Origin of the sequence: Bdellovibrio sp. HCB2-146 (assembly GCF_047345725.1) — a bacterium.
Taxonomy (GTDB): Bacteria; Bdellovibrionota; Bdellovibrionia; order Bdellovibrionales; family Bdellovibrionaceae; genus Bdellovibrio.
Genome location: NZ_JBLEQP010000002.1, coordinates 195,542 through 211,471 on the forward strand (window position 1 = coordinate 195,542; position 15,930 = coordinate 211,471).

The 15,930-nt window shown below is 45.2% G+C and carries 14 protein-coding genes; 10 read left to right on the top strand and 4 right to left on the bottom strand.

Going from position 1 to position 15,930, the window contains the following annotated elements:
* Positions 1–178: 178 nt before the first annotated feature.
* Positions 179–1,789, top strand: coding sequence for a malate synthase A (gene aceB, locus ACLWOR_RS11865; protein ID WP_413940951.1), 1,611 nt, complete (start codon positions 179–181; stop codon positions 1,787–1,789).
* The gene (aceA, locus tag ACLWOR_RS11870) at positions 1,746–3,056 is read left to right on the top strand and encodes an isocitrate lyase (RefSeq protein ID WP_413940952.1); all 1,311 of its coding nucleotides are present in this window, start codon (positions 1,746–1,748) and stop codon (positions 3,054–3,056) included. Before aceB ends, aceA begins: the two co-directional genes overlap by 44 nt.
* 108 nt (positions 3,057–3,164) lie before the next feature.
* On the opposite strand, the gene ACLWOR_RS11875 is transcribed toward aceA, so the two are convergent.
* Entirely contained in the window at positions 3,165–3,410 is a 246-nt protein-coding gene (locus ACLWOR_RS11875) for a hypothetical protein (protein ID WP_413940953.1), read from the bottom strand.
* A gap of 194 nt (positions 3,411–3,604) precedes the next feature.
* On the opposite strand from ACLWOR_RS11875, the gene mutS reads away from it, so the two are divergent.
* Complete coding sequence (gene mutS, locus ACLWOR_RS11880) at positions 3,605–6,106, top strand: DNA mismatch repair protein MutS (protein WP_413940954.1); 2,502 nt, start codon at positions 3,605–3,607, stop codon at positions 6,104–6,106.
* Between the two features lie 119 nt (positions 6,107–6,225).
* Here the strand turns inward: mutS and ACLWOR_RS11885 are convergent, their stop codons facing one another.
* Positions 6,226–6,654 carry a hypothetical protein gene (locus ACLWOR_RS11885; RefSeq protein ID WP_413940955.1) on the bottom strand — a complete coding sequence of 143 codons (429 nt, stop codon included), beginning with the start codon at positions 6,652–6,654 and terminating at the stop codon, positions 6,226–6,228.
* A gap of 125 nt (positions 6,655–6,779) precedes the next feature.
* On the opposite strand from ACLWOR_RS11885, the gene ACLWOR_RS11890 reads away from it, so the two are divergent.
* Positions 6,780–7,586 carry a TIGR02147 family protein gene (locus ACLWOR_RS11890; RefSeq protein WP_413940956.1) on the top strand — a complete coding sequence of 269 codons (807 nt, stop codon included), beginning with the start codon at positions 6,780–6,782 and terminating at the stop codon, positions 7,584–7,586.
* A gap of 74 nt (positions 7,587–7,660) precedes the next feature.
* Positions 7,661–9,976 carry an HD domain-containing protein gene (locus tag ACLWOR_RS11895; protein ID WP_413940957.1) on the top strand — a complete coding sequence of 772 codons (2,316 nt, stop codon included), beginning with the start codon at positions 7,661–7,663 and terminating at the stop codon, positions 9,974–9,976.
* Positions 9,977–10,031: 55 nt separating this feature from the next.
* Here ACLWOR_RS11895 and ACLWOR_RS11900 read toward each other — a convergent pair whose 3' ends face one another.
* A complete protein-coding gene (locus tag ACLWOR_RS11900; protein WP_413940958.1) occupies positions 10,032–10,220 on the bottom strand; it encodes a hypothetical protein in 189 nt (62 codons plus the stop codon).
* A 76-nt stretch (positions 10,221–10,296) separates the two neighbouring features.
* Entirely contained in the window at positions 10,297–10,560 is a 264-nt protein-coding gene (locus tag ACLWOR_RS11905; protein WP_413940959.1) for a hypothetical protein, read from the bottom strand.
* Positions 10,561–10,876: 316 nt separating this feature from the next.
* On the opposite strand from ACLWOR_RS11905, the gene ACLWOR_RS11910 reads away from it, so the two are divergent.
* The 5 genes from ACLWOR_RS11910 to ACLWOR_RS11930 all read left to right on the top strand — a co-directional run bounded on the left by ACLWOR_RS11910 (position 10,877) and on the right by ACLWOR_RS11930 (position 15,923).
* Complete coding sequence (locus tag ACLWOR_RS11910; RefSeq protein WP_413940960.1) at positions 10,877–11,695, top strand: TIGR02147 family protein; 819 nt, start codon at positions 10,877–10,879, stop codon at positions 11,693–11,695.
* Positions 11,692–12,948 carry a glycine-rich domain-containing protein gene (locus tag ACLWOR_RS11915; protein WP_413940961.1) on the top strand — a complete coding sequence of 419 codons (1,257 nt, stop codon included), beginning with the start codon at positions 11,692–11,694 and terminating at the stop codon, positions 12,946–12,948. The genes ACLWOR_RS11910 and ACLWOR_RS11915 overlap by 4 nt, the downstream gene beginning before the upstream one ends.
* 185 nt (positions 12,949–13,133) lie before the next feature.
* On the top strand, positions 13,134–14,864 hold the full coding sequence (locus ACLWOR_RS11920; protein WP_413940962.1) for a DUF1566 domain-containing protein: 1,731 nt from the start codon (positions 13,134–13,136) through the stop codon (positions 14,862–14,864).
* A gap of 205 nt (positions 14,865–15,069) precedes the next feature.
* Complete coding sequence (locus ACLWOR_RS11925; RefSeq protein ID WP_413940963.1) at positions 15,070–15,399, top strand: hypothetical protein; 330 nt, start codon at positions 15,070–15,072, stop codon at positions 15,397–15,399.
* A gap of 47 nt (positions 15,400–15,446) precedes the next feature.
* Positions 15,447–15,923, top strand: coding sequence for a hypothetical protein (locus ACLWOR_RS11930; RefSeq protein WP_413940964.1), 477 nt, complete (start codon positions 15,447–15,449; stop codon positions 15,921–15,923).
* Positions 15,924–15,930: the final 7 nt, after the last annotated feature.

The window sequence follows — 15,930 nt, forward strand, 5'->3', positions numbered from 1 at the left end:
ATCTCAAAGATACTCTCACAGAACTGAGCCAATCCTTCTGTGGCTCAACATATGTAGAGTAATTGCTTTTGAATAAAAACTCTAAGCCTACGAAATTACAACGTTTATTTCAATTTCGTCACTGTCATTTTTTCAGCCAAAAGGGCAGCCTAGCGTCATCTATAAGGAGATGATCGCAATGTCAGAAGAGATTTTACGCGCGGAAATTCTCACGCCGGATGCGGCTGAGTTCTTAATAGCCCTCCATGAAAACTTCGATAACTTAAGACGGCATCTCTTAATAAAGCGTCGTTCTCGAGCGGCGGAGTTTGCCTATGGCAGCTTGCCTCACTTTAATGCCGACACCGAATCGGTACGAAATTCCGAATGGACGGTTGCGCCTCTTCCGCGAGATCTTTTGGATCGTCGAGTTGAAATCACGGGTCCGGCTGAGCCGAAGATGATTATCAATGCGTTGAATTCAGGCGCAAAAGTTTTTATGGCCGACTTTGAAGATTCATTATCTCCTACATGGCAGAATATTTTAACGGGCCAGAGTGCTTTAAAGAAAGCCGTACGCCGTGAACTGACTTATACCAACGAAGAAGGTCGGGTCTATAGGCTGAATGAAAAACTTGCGACCCTTGTGGTTCGGCCGCGCGGTTTACATTTGGAAGAAAAACATTTTCAGATTCGCGGTCAGGCTATTTCAGCATCGCTCTTTGATTTTGGACTTTATCTTTTTCATAATGCTCATGAACTTCTTCGCCGAAACACCGCTCCGTATTTCTATTTACCAAAATTAGAGAATCAAGAAGAAGCCTTGTGGTGGGATGATGTCTTTCGTTTTGCACAAAAGCGTTTGGCGTTGTCGGTGGGAACAATTCGCGCCACTGTTTTAATTGAAACCATCGCTGCCGCTTTTGAAATGGACGAGATTCTTTATTCTCTCAAAGATCACGTCGTCGGGTTGAATGCCGGGAGATGGGATTATATTTTCAGTCTTATTAAAAAGTTCCATACGCGTCCTGATTTCATTTTGCCCGATCGTCAATCTGTCACCATGAATGAATCCATGATGGGGGCGTATTGTCGACTGCTCGTGCAAACTTGTCACAAACGTGGGGCGCATGCGATTGGTGGAATGTCGGCCTTTATTCCAAATCGTCGCGATCCAGAGCTGACTAAGAATGCGATTGCCAAAGTTGCAGCTGATAAAAAACGCGAAGCTTCTTTGGGCTTTGACGGAACTTGGGTCGCACATCCTGATTTGATTGCGGTGGCCGAGTTTGAGTTTGATAAAGCGCTAGGATCAGAACCGCATCAAAAAAATTATAAAACATCTTATCATGTGCGCGAGGAAGAGTTGCTGCGTGTTCCTCCTTATCATGGTCGTATCACGGAAGAAGGGATCCGCTCGAATATCGAAGTCTCACTCTTGTATCTCGATAATTGGTTTTCAGGAATGGGGGCTGTGGGGATTCACAACTTGATGGAAGATGTTGCAACTGCGGAAATTTCTAGAAGTCAGTTATGGCAGTGTTTGCATCATCGAGTGATTCTTGCAGATGGCAGAAGCTTTGTACCGGATTTGTATCATAAAATTTTAAACGAAGTGGTTCATAAAATAATACCGATGCAGCTGCTTCATCTCGACAAGGCCATGACGTTACTTAATAACCTCGTGCTCGCGAGTCATTTCGAAGAGTTTTTAACTTTAAGTGCTTATCCAATTTTAATTTCTATGGAAAGTAAAGGAGAGGAATATGTTACTCAGCGCAGAGATGCAGTCGCGACAGCTCGACTATAACTGGTTCACTGAAGACCGTTGGCAGGGAATTAAGAGAAATTATTCCTCCATGGACGTGGTGAAACTTCGCACGACTTTGCCAGTTCGTTATTCAATTGCAGAGCAGGGGGCACGCCGTTTGTGGCAAGGTTTGAAGGGGAGCGAGCCGCTGAGTACTTTTGGTGCGATGACAGGTGGGCAGGCGGTACAAATGGTGAAAGCCGGACTGCAGAGCATCTATCTAAGTGGTTGGCAAGTTGCTGCTGATGCAAATTTAGCAGGGCAGACCTATCCCGATCAAAGTTTGTATCCTTCAAACTCTGTTCCGGCGTTAGTGCGAAGAATTAACAATGCCTTTGCGCGTGCAGATCAAATTTCCAATCAAACCGGGCAAGATAGAAAGGGGCTTAATTGGTATGCTCCGATTATCGCTGATGCCGAAGCAGGTTTTGGTGGGCCACTGCATGCATTTGAACTGATGAAAGCTATGATTGAAGCCGGAGCTGCAGGCGTGCATTTTGAAGATCAATTAGCAGCAGAGAAAAAATGCGGACACTTAGCTGGGAAAGTCTTAGTTCCAACCAGCACATTTATTCGGACTCTGCAGGCGGCACGTTTGGCGACAGATGTTTTAGATGTTCCAACTGTGATTGTAGCAAGAACCGACGCTCTGAGTGCGAATCTTATGACTTCTGATATCGATCCTGCGGATCGTGAGTTTCTCACAGGAGAAAGAACGCCGGAAGGTTATTATCTTATCAAAGGTGGTCTTGATTATGCGATCGCACGAGGTCTGGCGTACGCACCATGGGCGGATGTGTTGTGGTTTGAAACTTCGAAGCCTGATATGAAAGAAGCAGAAAGATTTGCCGAAGAAATTCACCGTCGCTATCCTGGAAAAATCTTGGCATACAATTGCTCACCTTCATTTAATTGGAAACTGCACTTGTCAGATCAAGAAATCGCCGATTTTCAAAAACGTCTGGGAGCATTGGGATATAAGTTCCAATTTATCACGTTGGCGGGTTGGCATTTGCTCAATTACCACACGTTCGACCTGGCTCAACGTTATTCAGAAAAAGGTATGTCAGCTTACGTCGAGTTGCAGGAAGCAGAATTTGCGGCCGCCTCTCGCGGATACTCAGCAGTCAAGCATCAAGCTGAAGTTGGAACCGGATACTTTGATCATGTTCTGCAAACGGTGATGGAGGGACAGGCGTCAACAGGCGCTTTGAAAGGTTCGACAGAAGAACAGTTCCATCAGAAAGAACCGACAATTTCGCATTAATTTTTGAAGGAGGGATTCTGCATTTTGGTTTGTTCGGGAGCAAACTGAAGCGTGGAGTTCCTCCTTCTTTCAAAGAGGGAACTCCAACAAGTTAACCTCTGTGATCAACTAGTAGAATTTGCAATCGCGGTTTGCAATAGCTTTCAAAACAGCCTCGAAGCCTTCGTGTTCTTCAGAAATCAAAGACACATTTTGCTCGTCTTGGACGACTGCTTGAAGAGTTCCGTCTTCCGTTGTTGAAATGCTGATTCCAGGGCTTGATTTGCTGTCTGGTGGGCATTCAATAAATGGATCTGCGTGCGCGATAGTGGAAAATGCAAGAGCGGCAACTGCTCCGAAAATAAGGTTTTTCATAGGTTCTCCTCGAATGAGGGACCTTCGTATGCTGAGGAAAGAAGCAAAGCAAGAGAAGATCTTGAAATGGTGAAAAGGAAAGAGTTGCTCGATAAGGAGCGCGGTGCGTCATTTTGACTTTGCAATGCGTTTTTGGGTGAAATGGCCCGGGTGGTTCGTTACCTTTTCTGCCTATGTCAAATCTTACACCTCTCATGAAGCAATACTGGGACATTAAGTCCGTTCATCAAGACAAAATCTTGCTCTTTAGAATGGGCGACTTTTTTGAAATGTTTTTTGACGACGCTGTGAAAGCAGCTCCGGTCATTGGCATTGCGCTGACTCAACGAAATAAAAAATCACAAGATGAAACTCCTATGTGTGGGATGCCTCATCACTCCATCGCCGGACCGATCAACAAACTTTTGGCGGCAGGTTTTAAAGTTGCGATCTGCGATCAATTGGAAGATCCGAAAACTGCAAAAGGAATTGTGAAGCGTGGGGTGACTCGCGTTCTCACTCCGGGAATGGTTTACGACTCCGACACATTGGACGGTACAAAGCCGCACTACTTGGTTTCTTTAGAGAATGAATCGATCAGCTTCCTTGACACAACAACAGGCGAGGCGTTCTTTTTCCGTTCAAATAAGCCGACCGAGCTTGTTCGCTTCTTGCAAATCTTGCCAGTTGCGGAAGTGGTCGTCGCAAAACAAGATGAGGCTTTGGTTCAAGGACTGCAAGGAACTTTGATCAGTTTCCACGAAGATACTTTGGATGTTTTGCATCCGCTTCTTAAATTTGAAGCACCGATGTCGGCAGCTCGTATGCTTTCATACGTTAAAAGTCTTTCTGGTGATGAAGCTCTTTCGACTTTGTCTCCGTTTGTTGAGAAAGACCTTGAACACCGTTTGGAGATTTCAGGAACGACACTTCGTCATTTGGAAATCTTCTCAACGTATAAAGGTGAAGGTCTGGGAAGTTTGTTCTATGCGATCAATCGCACACAAACTTCAGCGGGTAGCCGTTTGCTGCGTCAGTGGTTGAGTTTCCCTCTTCGTGATCAAAAAGCCATTGAAGCACGTTTGAACACGGTTGAGTTCTGGAGACAGCACGTTCTTGAATTAAAACGCGTCCGTCAAGTTTTAGGACAAATGGGCGATATCGAACGTCGCTTGGGGAAAATCTCTCAACCTCAGTGCAATGGTCGTGATTTGCTGGCTCTTGCGGGCAGTGTTCACGCCGGTGTAAGCGCACTTGAAATTTTAGTAAATGCTTCAGGTGGAACTGCGAACTTCGAACCGCTTCGTGAACTTGCATACAAAATCGAGCGCACGATCGTGGAAGAACCACCTCTCTCAACAAAACAAGGTTATTTGATCCGTTCTGGCATTTCAGCTGAATTGGATGAACTCATCGAGCTTTCAACGCACTCTCAGGCGTTGGTGTCTCGTATGGAAGCTGAAGAAAAAGAAAAAACGGGTATTTCATCATTGAAGATCCGTTACAACAATGTTTTCGGTTACTACATCGAGATCACAAACACGCATAAAGATAAAGCACCTGCGCACTATCAACGTAAGCAGACTTTGACGAATGCAGAACGCTACTGCACAGACGAGTTGGTTGAGCTTGAAAGAAAAGTTCTTTCTGCGAATACAAAACGCGCAGACCTTGAATTTGAATTCTTTGAAAATCTGCGTAAAGAAATCCTAGCTCAATGTCCGTCACTTATTAAGCTCGCACAAGAGTGCAGTGAGCTCGATGTTCTTTCAAGCTTGGGTTGGTTGAGCCTTGAGGAAAAATACGTACGTCCTCAATTCTCTGCTGATGGCGCTTTGAAATTAAAAGCCAGCCGTCACCCAGTTGTTGAACAAACAGTGAAGAAAAACTTTGTTGCCAACGACATGGATATGCGTGCGCATTCTTGTTTGTTGCTGACAGGTCCGAATATGGCCGGTAAGTCGACATTGATGAGACAAGTGGCTTTGAATGCCATCTTGGCGCAAATGGGTTCATTCGTGCCATGTGACGAAGCGATCTTGCCGATCTTTGATGCGATCTTCACGCGTATTGGTGCAAGCGATCAATTGTCAGAAGGTCTTTCAACATTCATGGTTGAGATGACTGAGACATCAGCGATGCTAAAAAATGCGACTAAAGATTCTCTGGTTATTCTGGATGAAGTTGGTCGTGGTACATCTACATTCGATGGTATGTGCTTGGCACAAGCCATTCTTGAGCATTTGTTGAGCGATGTGAAGGCATTGACGTTCTTTGCAACTCACTATCATGAATTGACGTCTTTGGATCAAAGCTACGGTCAAATCGTAAATGCACATATGACAGTGGCAGAACGTAACGGCGAAATCCGTTTCTTGCATACTTTGGTTAAAGGTCCTGCATTGAAATCTTACGGGGTTCAAGTAGCAGAGCTTGCGGGACTTCCGGCAAGTGTCACAAAGCGTGCAAAAGGTTTGCTTCGTGATATTGAATCCAAAAAAGTTCAAGCCAGCAGCCAGTTGTCACTTCTTGATCAAGTGGATATGGATGCCATTGTTGAGGCTCCAGTAGTCGTCAACGTCGATCCAGAATATGCAGCGAAAGAAGCCGCTCTGAAGAGCTTGATGGCCGAAGTTCGCGAATATCCATTGATGAACATGAGTCCACTTGAGGCGATGAACCAAATCGCGAAGTGGAAAGAGTTGGTCTCTCAATAGTTGAAATAAAAAAACGCACTGACTTCAAAAAATCAGTGCGTTTCGAGTACACACTTATGGATCAGTTTCAAAATGTTTTGTCTAGATTATGAGTGACTGCTGCCCGCCACTAGCTAAGACTAGTGGCAGTTCATTGTTGCGATATATTTAGGCTTAAGCGGATAAACTTGTTTTTGCACAAGATAGGCAGAAGTCAGTCCGGTAACACCACTGCTTTGTACTTGGATTTGATAGATTCCGTCATTGGCAGGATACTGCTCACAAGACCAAACCAAATTTCCGGCGCTCGGTGTATTCGGAACGAGGTTCGTATTTTTTAAATCACATTTAAAAAAGGCCTTGGAACCATCTCCAGCAATCAATAAACCTTGTTTAAAGTTAACAACAGCCGTGCCACGGATAACAAAACTTAATTCGTCATTGGTGCATGAGGCATACTGCTGGGTGTCTCCTGTGCCGCCGCCACTGATCACTGGTCCTGCGAAGGCTGCTGAACTCATGAAACTTGCGATAACTCCGAGAGATAATAAAAAAAATATTTTTTTCATAAAAACTTTCTTTGTTGTGAGTCCGTTCAATGAAGGGGTTATATGCTACTTCGATGTAGTATGCTATATATTTTATATATCAAATATATCTTTTAAATTAATAAAACATTTACTACATTGCGCTAATGACTAACGTATTTGAATACAACGACTATCGCCATTTTCTTCAAATCCTTGTTACCAAGAAAACCTCTAAAACCTTCACTCAGGTTGAATTGGCAAAGGCCATGGAATGTCAGGCGGCGTATCTTTCGCAAGTACTCAAAGATAAAGCCGATCTCACCGAAGATCATGGTGTTAAGCTGTGTCAGTTCCTCAACTTCAATGAGGCTGAAATCGAGTACTTCTTAACCATTCTTCGGCTCACGAAGGCTGGAACTCCCGCTTTAAGGGCCTATCTTGAGGCCGCCCGCCAAAAATTGTACGATTTGCATCGTGAGGTAGATAGCCGGATTTCATCTTTGAAAAGTAAAGATTTGAATGAGTTGAATTTATACTATTGCGCTTCTTGGATTCCGTCAGTTCTTCACTCCGGTACGAGTTGCGAGTCGTTACAAACGGCGGCGGCCTTAGCTCAAAGATTTGGCCTGGAAAAATCCATCGTGGAATACCATCTTCACTGTCTTGAAAAATTCAACCTGGTGAAATTTGAAAAGGGCCGATGGATGTTTCAAGGAGGATCCATTCACTTTCCCAAGAACTCTGCCATGGATCAAACATTTCAGCTGAACCGTCGCCTGCATGCAATGAATTTAATCTCTACTCGAAAACCGGACGACATTCATTATGCGACTGTTTTGTCGATCGATGGTCCGACGGCAAAAAAAATTCGTGAATTGTTGATAAACTCCATCGAAAGCATCCACAAGAAGGCGGAGCCTGCCCCGAGCGAAGATGTCTATTCCGTTTGTCTGGATTTTTTTCGGAGCTAGTAGTGCCTGGGAACTCCGCGAGAAAAATAAACTAATCCGTTCTCAATCGTAAAAACATCAGCTAGCCTTAATCTATGGCAAATAAGTCTTTCTTAAGTTCGGACAAACTGCAGCTTGCGCAAGAGATCTTAAATCCACCTTTGATGACTCCCGATGGAGATGTCAGAAAGATCTCGGTCTTTTCTTCGCAGAGCTTTTCCCATTGGTTAGAGGCTGAACTAGAAGAAAGAATGCAAAGCCATCCCGAGTGGAAAGAAATCCATCCAATTCTTTTAGGATCTTGGGCGCGGGGAGAGCTTGCCCCGAAATCAGATATCGACTTGTTATTCTGTGGCGATGAAGCCTTGGTCAAAAGTTTCGTCGATAAAGTTCAAGAGCAGGGTTTAAAACTACGATACCGCGTTCCGCAAGATCCGCAAGATTGGACTGTGGGGGTAGAGGCATTCGATGTCTTAGCTCTTTTAAAGGCGCGGCCCCTCACGGCAGAGGGTGCTAAAAAACTCTACGAGCAGCAGCGACGCATTTGGAGTAAAAAGAAAACTCTTCGTACTCAATTGCTCAAGGCTGTTAAAAAAGAACGCTCGGAGCGAGCATCGAGGTACGACTCCATCACGAACTACCTTGAGCCGAATATTAAGTATGGCCCGGGAAGCCTGCGTGATTTGGAGCAAGGACTTCAAATTTACGACCTTTTTGCCGAAAAATTTGTGAACCCGGCCCACGCGTTGGATGTTCTCAAATATTACCGCCAGTATCTGTTAGGAATTCGCCAAAAGCTTCACTTAGAAGGAATGGGCGATATCCTTGTGAGTACTTCACAGTTTGATATGGCAAAATGGCTAGGTTTTAAAAGTCATAAAGACTTTATGCGCGATCTTCAACGTGGCCTTTCGCGTGTGAATTTTTATTCAGATTGGATTGTAGCTGTTGCGGAATCATCGGAAGCGGAGCTCAAAAAAACCGAAAGAAGCAGTTTTAAAAAGCCAGCCGATCTTTCGCTTGCGTTACATAAAAATTCAAACGTTTTGGTGCAAAAGAAAGTCCGCGAGCACTTGGATGAGCTTTTCCCGGAAAAGAACTTAAAGAAAAACGCAAAACTCCGCGGGGATATTCTAAAAAAGGTTCTCGATATCAAAGCTTCAGATGAGTTCCTGGTCTCTGTCTTTCGCTCTCGTTTAATCGACAAACTCGTTCCCGAATTCTTAAGACTTGTAGGATGGGTTCAGCACGATCAGTATCACAGATTCACCGCTGATTCTCATATCATGCAGGCCTGTCGTGAAGTGAAGCGTTTATATCGAAAACCCTCCAGTCTGGGACCTCTCAAATTCCTTCATGCGAAACTGACAAGTTATGACTGGCAGGTGCTTTCTTGGAGTTGTCTGTATCATGATCTTGCAAAAGGTCTTGAAGGACATGATCACTCGGAAGCCGGTGTGAAGTTCGTACAAAGTGATTTCAAAAGTTTTGGTTTTAGCAAACAGTTCACCGACGACGTGAAGTGGATGGTGAAAAATCATCTGGAGCTTTCACAAGCAGCCTTTCGTAAAAACTCGAAAGATCCAAAAGTATGGCAAGAGCTTCGCTTGATGGGAGTGGAAGGGGCCGCCCTCAATCGTCTCGCACTTTTTACAGCCGTCGACATTCGCGCGACAAATCCCGAAGCGTGGAATGATTGGAAGGCAAGTCTGCTCAAAGAGCTTGTATTGAATTTGGAATCCAAAAAAGCAGAAGGCTTTTTCCATTTCTATAAATTCAAAAATAAAAAAGGACTTTCACTGCCTCTTGAGATTTTTGAAGAGCTGGGATTGTCTTTAATCGAAAGTATTTCTGTGGAGGAACTTTCGCAAGATCTTCTTCAAGCTGAAAAAAGCGAAACGGATCTTCAACCGAAAATTCTTAAAACCAAAAAAGGCGAGACCTGGGTTCGATTCCATCAAAAGCGCGATCGTAAAGGTGTGCTCGTGGATTACGTCACTCAGTTGTACTCACTGGGTCTTGGCGTCCGCCATGCTTCTATTCACACGCTTCCAAAAGTTGGCGTTTACGACTGGTTCCAGCTTCAGACGACAAAGTCTCCGCAACAGATCACACAGTTATTAAAAGCGAATATCAAAAGCAAAGAACTCCCTCATCCTAAGTTCGATCAGATTCAGTGGGTGAGTGCCGATGATAAGGAGTGGGTTTTAAGCTTTAAAGGCCCTGATCAGTCTGGACTCTTAGCTGCAGCGACAAAGGCCTTGTCGGACTTGGATTTGAGCATTCGCGGGGCCCAAGTGCATACCTGGGGTCGCCAGGTCGACGACGTCTTTTTCTTAAGAGCTTCCTCAGGGATCGAACGGACAGCCGTCATTGAAAAGTTGCAAAAAGACTTAGGAAGCGAGAAATAAAAAAAGCACTGAGTTCGTCAGTGCTTTTTCAATTCAACAACTGTGAAGCAAGAAATTACTTTTTCTTGTTAGGACCTGTGATCCCAGTGTGGTTACGCCAGTTGTATTGTGGATCTACTTTCGTGCGATTGTACCAAGCATCCCATTTCTTTTTTGGAAGCTTGTGAGAAACATTGCCTTTTTCGTCAAAGATATCTGGATCTTTACCGAACAAGAAATCGCCGATGCTTTTAAGAATACCCATGGATGAACTCCTTCAATTACGGCCCTAGTATAGGCGAGGTTTGAAGGAAGTGGAAACTATAACGTAGCGCGCTGTCCTATGAGCGAGGGTTCGCACAAACGTCGATAATGTCAAGACCACGGTCTTCGGAGACTTTGCCAGATCCTTTATAGAACTTAAAGCACTGTTGAGCGGCTTGTTCAAAGGCGTCTTCATAGGAAGAAGCAGGTTTGCGGATTTCCAAGGTCTTGCCTGAAAGTGAGTATTTAAAAACGTATTCTCTTGTCTGTGGAGCTGTTGAAGTCCAAGCAAAAGAGCTGCTGCAAAAAGCGAGTAAGATAAGAACTGCGATTGATTTCATATAATTCCCCTCAGTTAAAAATTGCTTACACAAACCTTAAGAGCAAAGCCTGGACCAGGAAGGCCATGGGGATGCCAAAGAGGTGATGTGTAAGTTGTCGGAAATACTAATGAAAAAGGTCTCATAATGGGGCGTTTAAGTACCCCGTTCAGTCTTGAGACAGGTGACGAGTTTTGAGTGAGGGGTGACTAAGATTTAAGCGGTCGATTGTCGCCGAAATGCGATTGTTCCCTAATTGAAGGTCAAGGTTCGAAAGGGTTTTGTCGACTCTATGAAGCTGATTGAATACAGTGAGATTCTCTTCTATTTCAAGAGAATGATTTTTCAATATGACGATTATCGAAATTTTCTGCGCGAGATATTCAAACGGAAACAACTGAAAAACCCCCAATATTCTTTGCGAGCTTTTGCGCAAACCTTGGACGTGCCTGTTTCAACTTTGTCAGATGTTTTAAGAGACAAGAAAGTCCTCACTTTGGAATCCGCAGAGAAAATAACACCAGGGCTGAGGCTCCAGCCATCGGAAGCTCGCTATTTTCGTATGCTCGTTGAATTGCAGTTGGTATCGCCTGAGTCTATTCGTTACCAGCAATTAAAAAATGAAGTAGAGTCTGTTTCAGCACAAGCGTCTCGCACCCAGTTGGATAAAGATCAGATCGAGTCATTGACTCAGTGTTGGTTGTTTACCTTGATAGAGCTTGCTGGAATCGATGGTTTTCAACTGAATGAGGCGTCCGCCGCTGCAGCTCTTTCACTTCAACAAGATCACGCTCGACAGCTTTTAAAATCGCTTGTCGAAGCTGGACAACTTGAGCTCTTAGCGAATGGATCTTATCAAAAAAAAGGGACGGGTGTCATGGCTTCATCAGAAACCGTGAATCTGAATTTGCGCCAGTTCCACATGGAAATGATGGATCGAGCGAAGCGTTCTTTGATCGAACAAAAACCGCAGGAGAGGTTCGTCGGTTCTGAGACATTTTCATTCGATTCAAGTCAGTTATCTGAGGCGAACGAAATTATTGAAGAATTCTTTTCGAAAATGATTATTTTAGCAAATCGCACGAAACAAAAAGACTCGGTTTATCACGTGGGAGTGCAGATGTTTCGTTTGGCGAAAGTAGGGCCTGCTGTATGAGATTACTTTTTCTTGTTTCACTGATTCTTATCACTTCGTCAGTATCATTGGCACATGTTTGCAGTGGAGGTTCTTGTGGCACTCGTGGCGGAGGCGATTTTTTGGAGTGGTCTTTTTACGACGTTGCCAAAGCAGTCGTTCCCGTCTTAGCAAAGTCCTCCGACAAACTCGTTCAAGCACAGACTCAAGAAATGAGCCGTGTGCTTTCTTGTTTGCGGGTGCAAATTTCTGAAAAGCCGTTTTTAGATCTTCAAAATCGCAGTGTGATAGCAATTAACGATCCTGAACTTTGTTTGGTGATTCTATCTCGTCCGGGTTGGGAGAAAATACAAGATAACGAATCACGTGTACGTTTGGTTGTTCACGAACTTGTGTCATTAGCCTTGATGAACGACTTTCAATACGAAGTTTCATTGGCATTAAGTCATGAGTACTTTCGCCTGTATCAACTTCAAGAAAGCCTTTCCGCAAATAGATTCAAGATTTTTAGATCGTCTGGAGTTTTTAAAGTTCCTAAAGATGTAAATCGAGTTCGTGTCACTGCGGTTGGTGCCGGTGGAGGTGGCGGCGGTGGGCATCTTGCGCGCGGTCTTGGCGCGGGTGGTGGTGGCGGTGGCGCTGTTCGCACTCGAGAAGTGATTGTCAAAGGAACCGATGAGGTGGTCATCACAGTAGGACGCGGGGGAGCTGGAGCCAGCGGCGGTGGATATAATGGATCGAAAGGCGAGAGTTCTAGTTTCGGTAGTTTGCTTTTTGCTGAAGGCGGCGGAGGAGGATATTCGGGTTACTATAACACGTCGATGGGATATGGCGGTATCGGCGGTGGATCCGGCGGCGGCGGTGGTGGAAGTGGTGTTAACGGCGTTTGCTCGGGAGCGGGTGGAGTTGCTGGCAGTCCAGGAAAAAATGGTTTTGTCTCGCGCAATGGTGGTGCGGGTGGTGCTGGCAGCGCTTGGGATTCACTCGATGAATTTATCAAACTGAATAAGTTCTCGGCGGGCCCAGGCGGCCGATGTGTCGGTTCAAATACAGTTTATAACGGCGGCGGCGGAGGCGGCGGAATTCAACTCGGTGAGATATTCATCAAGGCCGAAGACGGAAGGGGCTCTGATGACCGATACTCTGGACTTGGCGGTTCTGGTGGAGAAGGCTTCGGTGCTGGTGGAGGCGGAGGAACAGGTGCTGAAGGAGTGGGGGGTGCTGGAGCACCCGGTGTCGTCTATCTCGAGTACTATAGTTCACTCTCGGAGTGAGTCTTGAATATTAAAATATCGTAAGTCTTAGAAAAGCGTTCATACGCACGAACGCTTTTCTGAGAGTTTGTCTCTCGACACGTGAAGAGTGTCGCAAGTACTTGCTTTAATAAAGCATGCTGAAGCGTTCACTTTGTACATTTTTGATCGGAACCTTTTTTATTATTTCTATAGGTGATGCCTTCATGGGTACCAGGTTGGCGCGTCGTCGACCGGCTGGTAACTGCTACGTAGGAACTCCATCGATTGGTGACGTTTGTGCGGGCGGTACGATTTACGCTGGCACCTGGAATGGACACGAGTACATGGTGATGCCGGGAGGGTGTGGGTATGAGCCTAGTGGCACGACGACCTCTTCGTCGGGTGTTGATTTCACACCGACTTGCTCAGGCACAGATGTCATGACGAAGTTTTGGAATGATGGTGGGACGAATCCCTATTATGATATTCCAGGAGTCGAAAATGTTTCTGCAAATGCGGATGCCAGTACGGTCTTAGGAAGTGTTAACACGGCCGCGATTATTTCGGTCACCGATCCCGCGCAAGGGGGAATCCATGCGGCCGCTCATTATTGTGATAAAAATGCCTTCGGTGGATATACGGATTGGTATCTGCCCAGCAAAACAGAAATGGCCTATCTGTATTGTAAATCAAGAACTTCAGGCGGAGTGTCTTATCCCAACGAGGATCCGAATTGCGTGAACTTTGGATATGGCAGCGGATCGCATATTTTACCTGGATTTGCGACGACGGGATCCTATCATACGTCGAACGAATATTCGACAGGCGGCGGCTTTAGCTACAAATTGGCGGCGGCTTCTGGACAAACTTCGAATAGCGCAAAGAATTTAGCTTTATTGGTCAGATGTGTTCGGGAAATACGACCATCGTTTTTAGCAAGTCTTGCTAGTCCTGTTAGTTATATTTCAAATCTTTCTGTCACGGGCTTGGACGCTGATTACACAGGTGTTCCGCAAAGTTCCTCGCAGACGATTCTAATTAAAAACTCCGGTGACAAAGTTGCAAATGGTTTTACGGTGACGCTTTCAAGTATGTTTGAACAAGTCGGGGGAACGTGTGCTTCCGGTGTACCTCTGTTAAGAGATTCTACATGCACAATAGATGTTCGCGCAAAGATCAGTGGTATTTCTCTTAATGGACCGTTGGTCGGGAGTCTTATAGTTTCAGACAGCGCAACGGGTGTCACGGGGACTGTGCAGCTTTCAGGGATATCGGTAAACTTTCCCGATCCTTGCGATTCTCCAGGTGTGACTATTGGAACTGTCTGTCAGGGAGGCAGTTTATTTTCAGGAAATTTCGATGGCGGAAAGTACATGATCACCCCTGGAGGCTGCGAGTATGAACCCAGTGGTACAACAACATCGTATCCCGCAACTGAATTTACTCCGAACTGTCCCGGGACAACAGACGCCATCACTAAAGCTTGGCGTGGAACTGCGAATAATTATGATATTCCAGGAGTTGAAAACGTAACCGCTGTTGCGACAAAAAGCTCTTCGAGTTATCGAGGCAATGCGAATACAGCTGCGATCGTTGCAATCACAAATACCAGTGAGGGAGGATATCATCCGGCCGCTCATTATTGTGACAAGCTCAATTACGGCGGTTATCAAGACTGGTACTTACCAAGCAAATCAGAGCTGGCATTTTTATACTGTAAATCGCGGACGTCAGGAGGCGTGAGCTACCCGCAAGAAGACCCCAACTGCGCGACCTACGGATATGCAATCGGCACCGATCTTATTCCAGGGTTTCGCACAACCGCGAACTATTATTGGAGTTCAACGGAAGCGAGCACTTCTGCAGCCACAACAATTAAAATTTCTGATGGAACTCAAACAGTCACAGGTGCGAAAAGCACGGCGTATTATATTCGCTGCATCCGTCGCTATTAGCAGTAAGGTGATAATGCACAGTGTTTCCTTTATTTAAGTCAGGGTTCAAGAGGGCCATTTTGCAGCCCCCCGTCGGCAGTCTCGACAGTATCATTGAGGCAAGATCACTATTAGTAGCATCTGATATCGGAATGAAAATTGCGATTAAAACTCGGTGATATAAGACACCCCCAATCTGAGGGGTTTTAATATTAAGGAGAATTTTATGAAAGCAGTCATCGTTTCGTTATTGGCAATGCTTCCAGTTGTTAGCTCTGCATCTGTTGTTTCCTGCCGTGTTACTGATGGCACTCGCGTGCAGGTTGTGACGGAGAACTCCACTTTGCGTTTTTGGGATAAGAAGGGTGACCTTCTTTTGAACAATAGCGCAACGGAAACCAGAGTGGTTGGAGCCGCAACAGTGTACACATACAATGGTTGGAACTTAGAGATTCAGCTTTTTGATGATGGATCTAAGAGCTTTGCTGGCACTATTCAGTTCGAAGAGTCGGGTTCGGCGATCTATAAATCCGAGATGGCATGTAAGCGACAATAGGACCTTTAGGAGTTGACCATCCAAATATCCTCGCTCAGGATATTTGGATGAAACACCTTTTACTTTCAATCACGGTTTTGTTTGCTGCAATTTCAGTTCAAGCGGTCACCAAAGGACAATTTGCTGGAATGCAGATGATGATCAACATTGCCTCAGTGAACTATGACGGAACGGTCGACGGTTCACCTCAGGCACTTTTTGATGCCATGGATAGACCCGTCGAAGGCTCCATCGCCGGTCAAGGTAAGAAGCTCCTGACGCCAAAAGGAGTATTCAATTTTATCTGCGCTCATCGAGGCGAGAATAATTATCAGTGCTCGATTTTTGTGCAAAACTCATCTTACGGTCGCTTTGCTCCGGGGTATGCAGTCCTGGATATCCAGGGCGACGAGGCGAAAAAGCTGCATAGCCAGTTCTTTACGAAGGATAATGGTCAGTTCACATTCCGAAATGAAGAGAATACTCTGTATTTGAAAGTCTCATCAGATCGTTTTTATCTGGTTTTCAAAGAGGGTGGAGTTTAAGACCCAA

What these genes read in the sequence shown, in the direction of transcription:
- ACLWOR_RS11930 (WP_413940964.1), top strand. Translation starts at nt 15,447, where the DNA reads ATGAAACACCTTTTACTTTCAATCACGGTTTTGTTTGCTGCAATTTCA.
- ACLWOR_RS11915 (WP_413940961.1), top strand. Translation starts at nt 11,692, where the DNA reads ATGAGATTACTTTTTCTTGTTTCACTGATTCTTATCACTTCGTCAGTA.
- ACLWOR_RS11890 (WP_413940956.1), top strand. Translation starts at nt 6,780, where the DNA reads ATGACTAACGTATTTGAATACAACGACTATCGCCATTTTCTTCAAATC.
- ACLWOR_RS11920 (WP_413940962.1), top strand. Translation starts at nt 13,134, where the DNA reads ATGGGTACCAGGTTGGCGCGTCGTCGACCGGCTGGTAACTGCTACGTA.
- ACLWOR_RS11895 (WP_413940957.1), top strand. Translation starts at nt 7,661, where the DNA reads ATGGCAAATAAGTCTTTCTTAAGTTCGGACAAACTGCAGCTTGCGCAA.
- ACLWOR_RS11905 (WP_413940959.1), bottom strand. Translation starts at nt 10,560, where the DNA reads ATGAAATCAATCGCAGTTCTTATCTTACTCGCTTTTTGCAGCAGCTCT.
- ACLWOR_RS11885 (WP_413940955.1), bottom strand. Translation starts at nt 6,654, where the DNA reads ATGAAAAAAATATTTTTTTTATTATCTCTCGGAGTTATCGCAAGTTTC.
- ACLWOR_RS11900 (WP_413940958.1), bottom strand. Translation starts at nt 10,220, where the DNA reads ATGGGTATTCTTAAAAGCATCGGCGATTTCTTGTTCGGTAAAGATCCA.
- aceB (WP_413940951.1), top strand. Translation starts at nt 179, where the DNA reads ATGTCAGAAGAGATTTTACGCGCGGAAATTCTCACGCCGGATGCGGCT.
- aceA (WP_413940952.1), top strand. Translation starts at nt 1,746, where the DNA reads ATGTTACTCAGCGCAGAGATGCAGTCGCGACAGCTCGACTATAACTGG.
- ACLWOR_RS11910 (WP_413940960.1), top strand. Translation starts at nt 10,877, where the DNA reads ATGATTTTTCAATATGACGATTATCGAAATTTTCTGCGCGAGATATTC.
- mutS (WP_413940954.1), top strand. Translation starts at nt 3,605, where the DNA reads ATGAAGCAATACTGGGACATTAAGTCCGTTCATCAAGACAAAATCTTG.
- ACLWOR_RS11875 (WP_413940953.1), bottom strand. Translation starts at nt 3,410, where the DNA reads ATGAAAAACCTTATTTTCGGAGCAGTTGCCGCTCTTGCATTTTCCACT.
- ACLWOR_RS11925 (WP_413940963.1), top strand. Translation starts at nt 15,070, where the DNA reads ATGAAAGCAGTCATCGTTTCGTTATTGGCAATGCTTCCAGTTGTTAGC.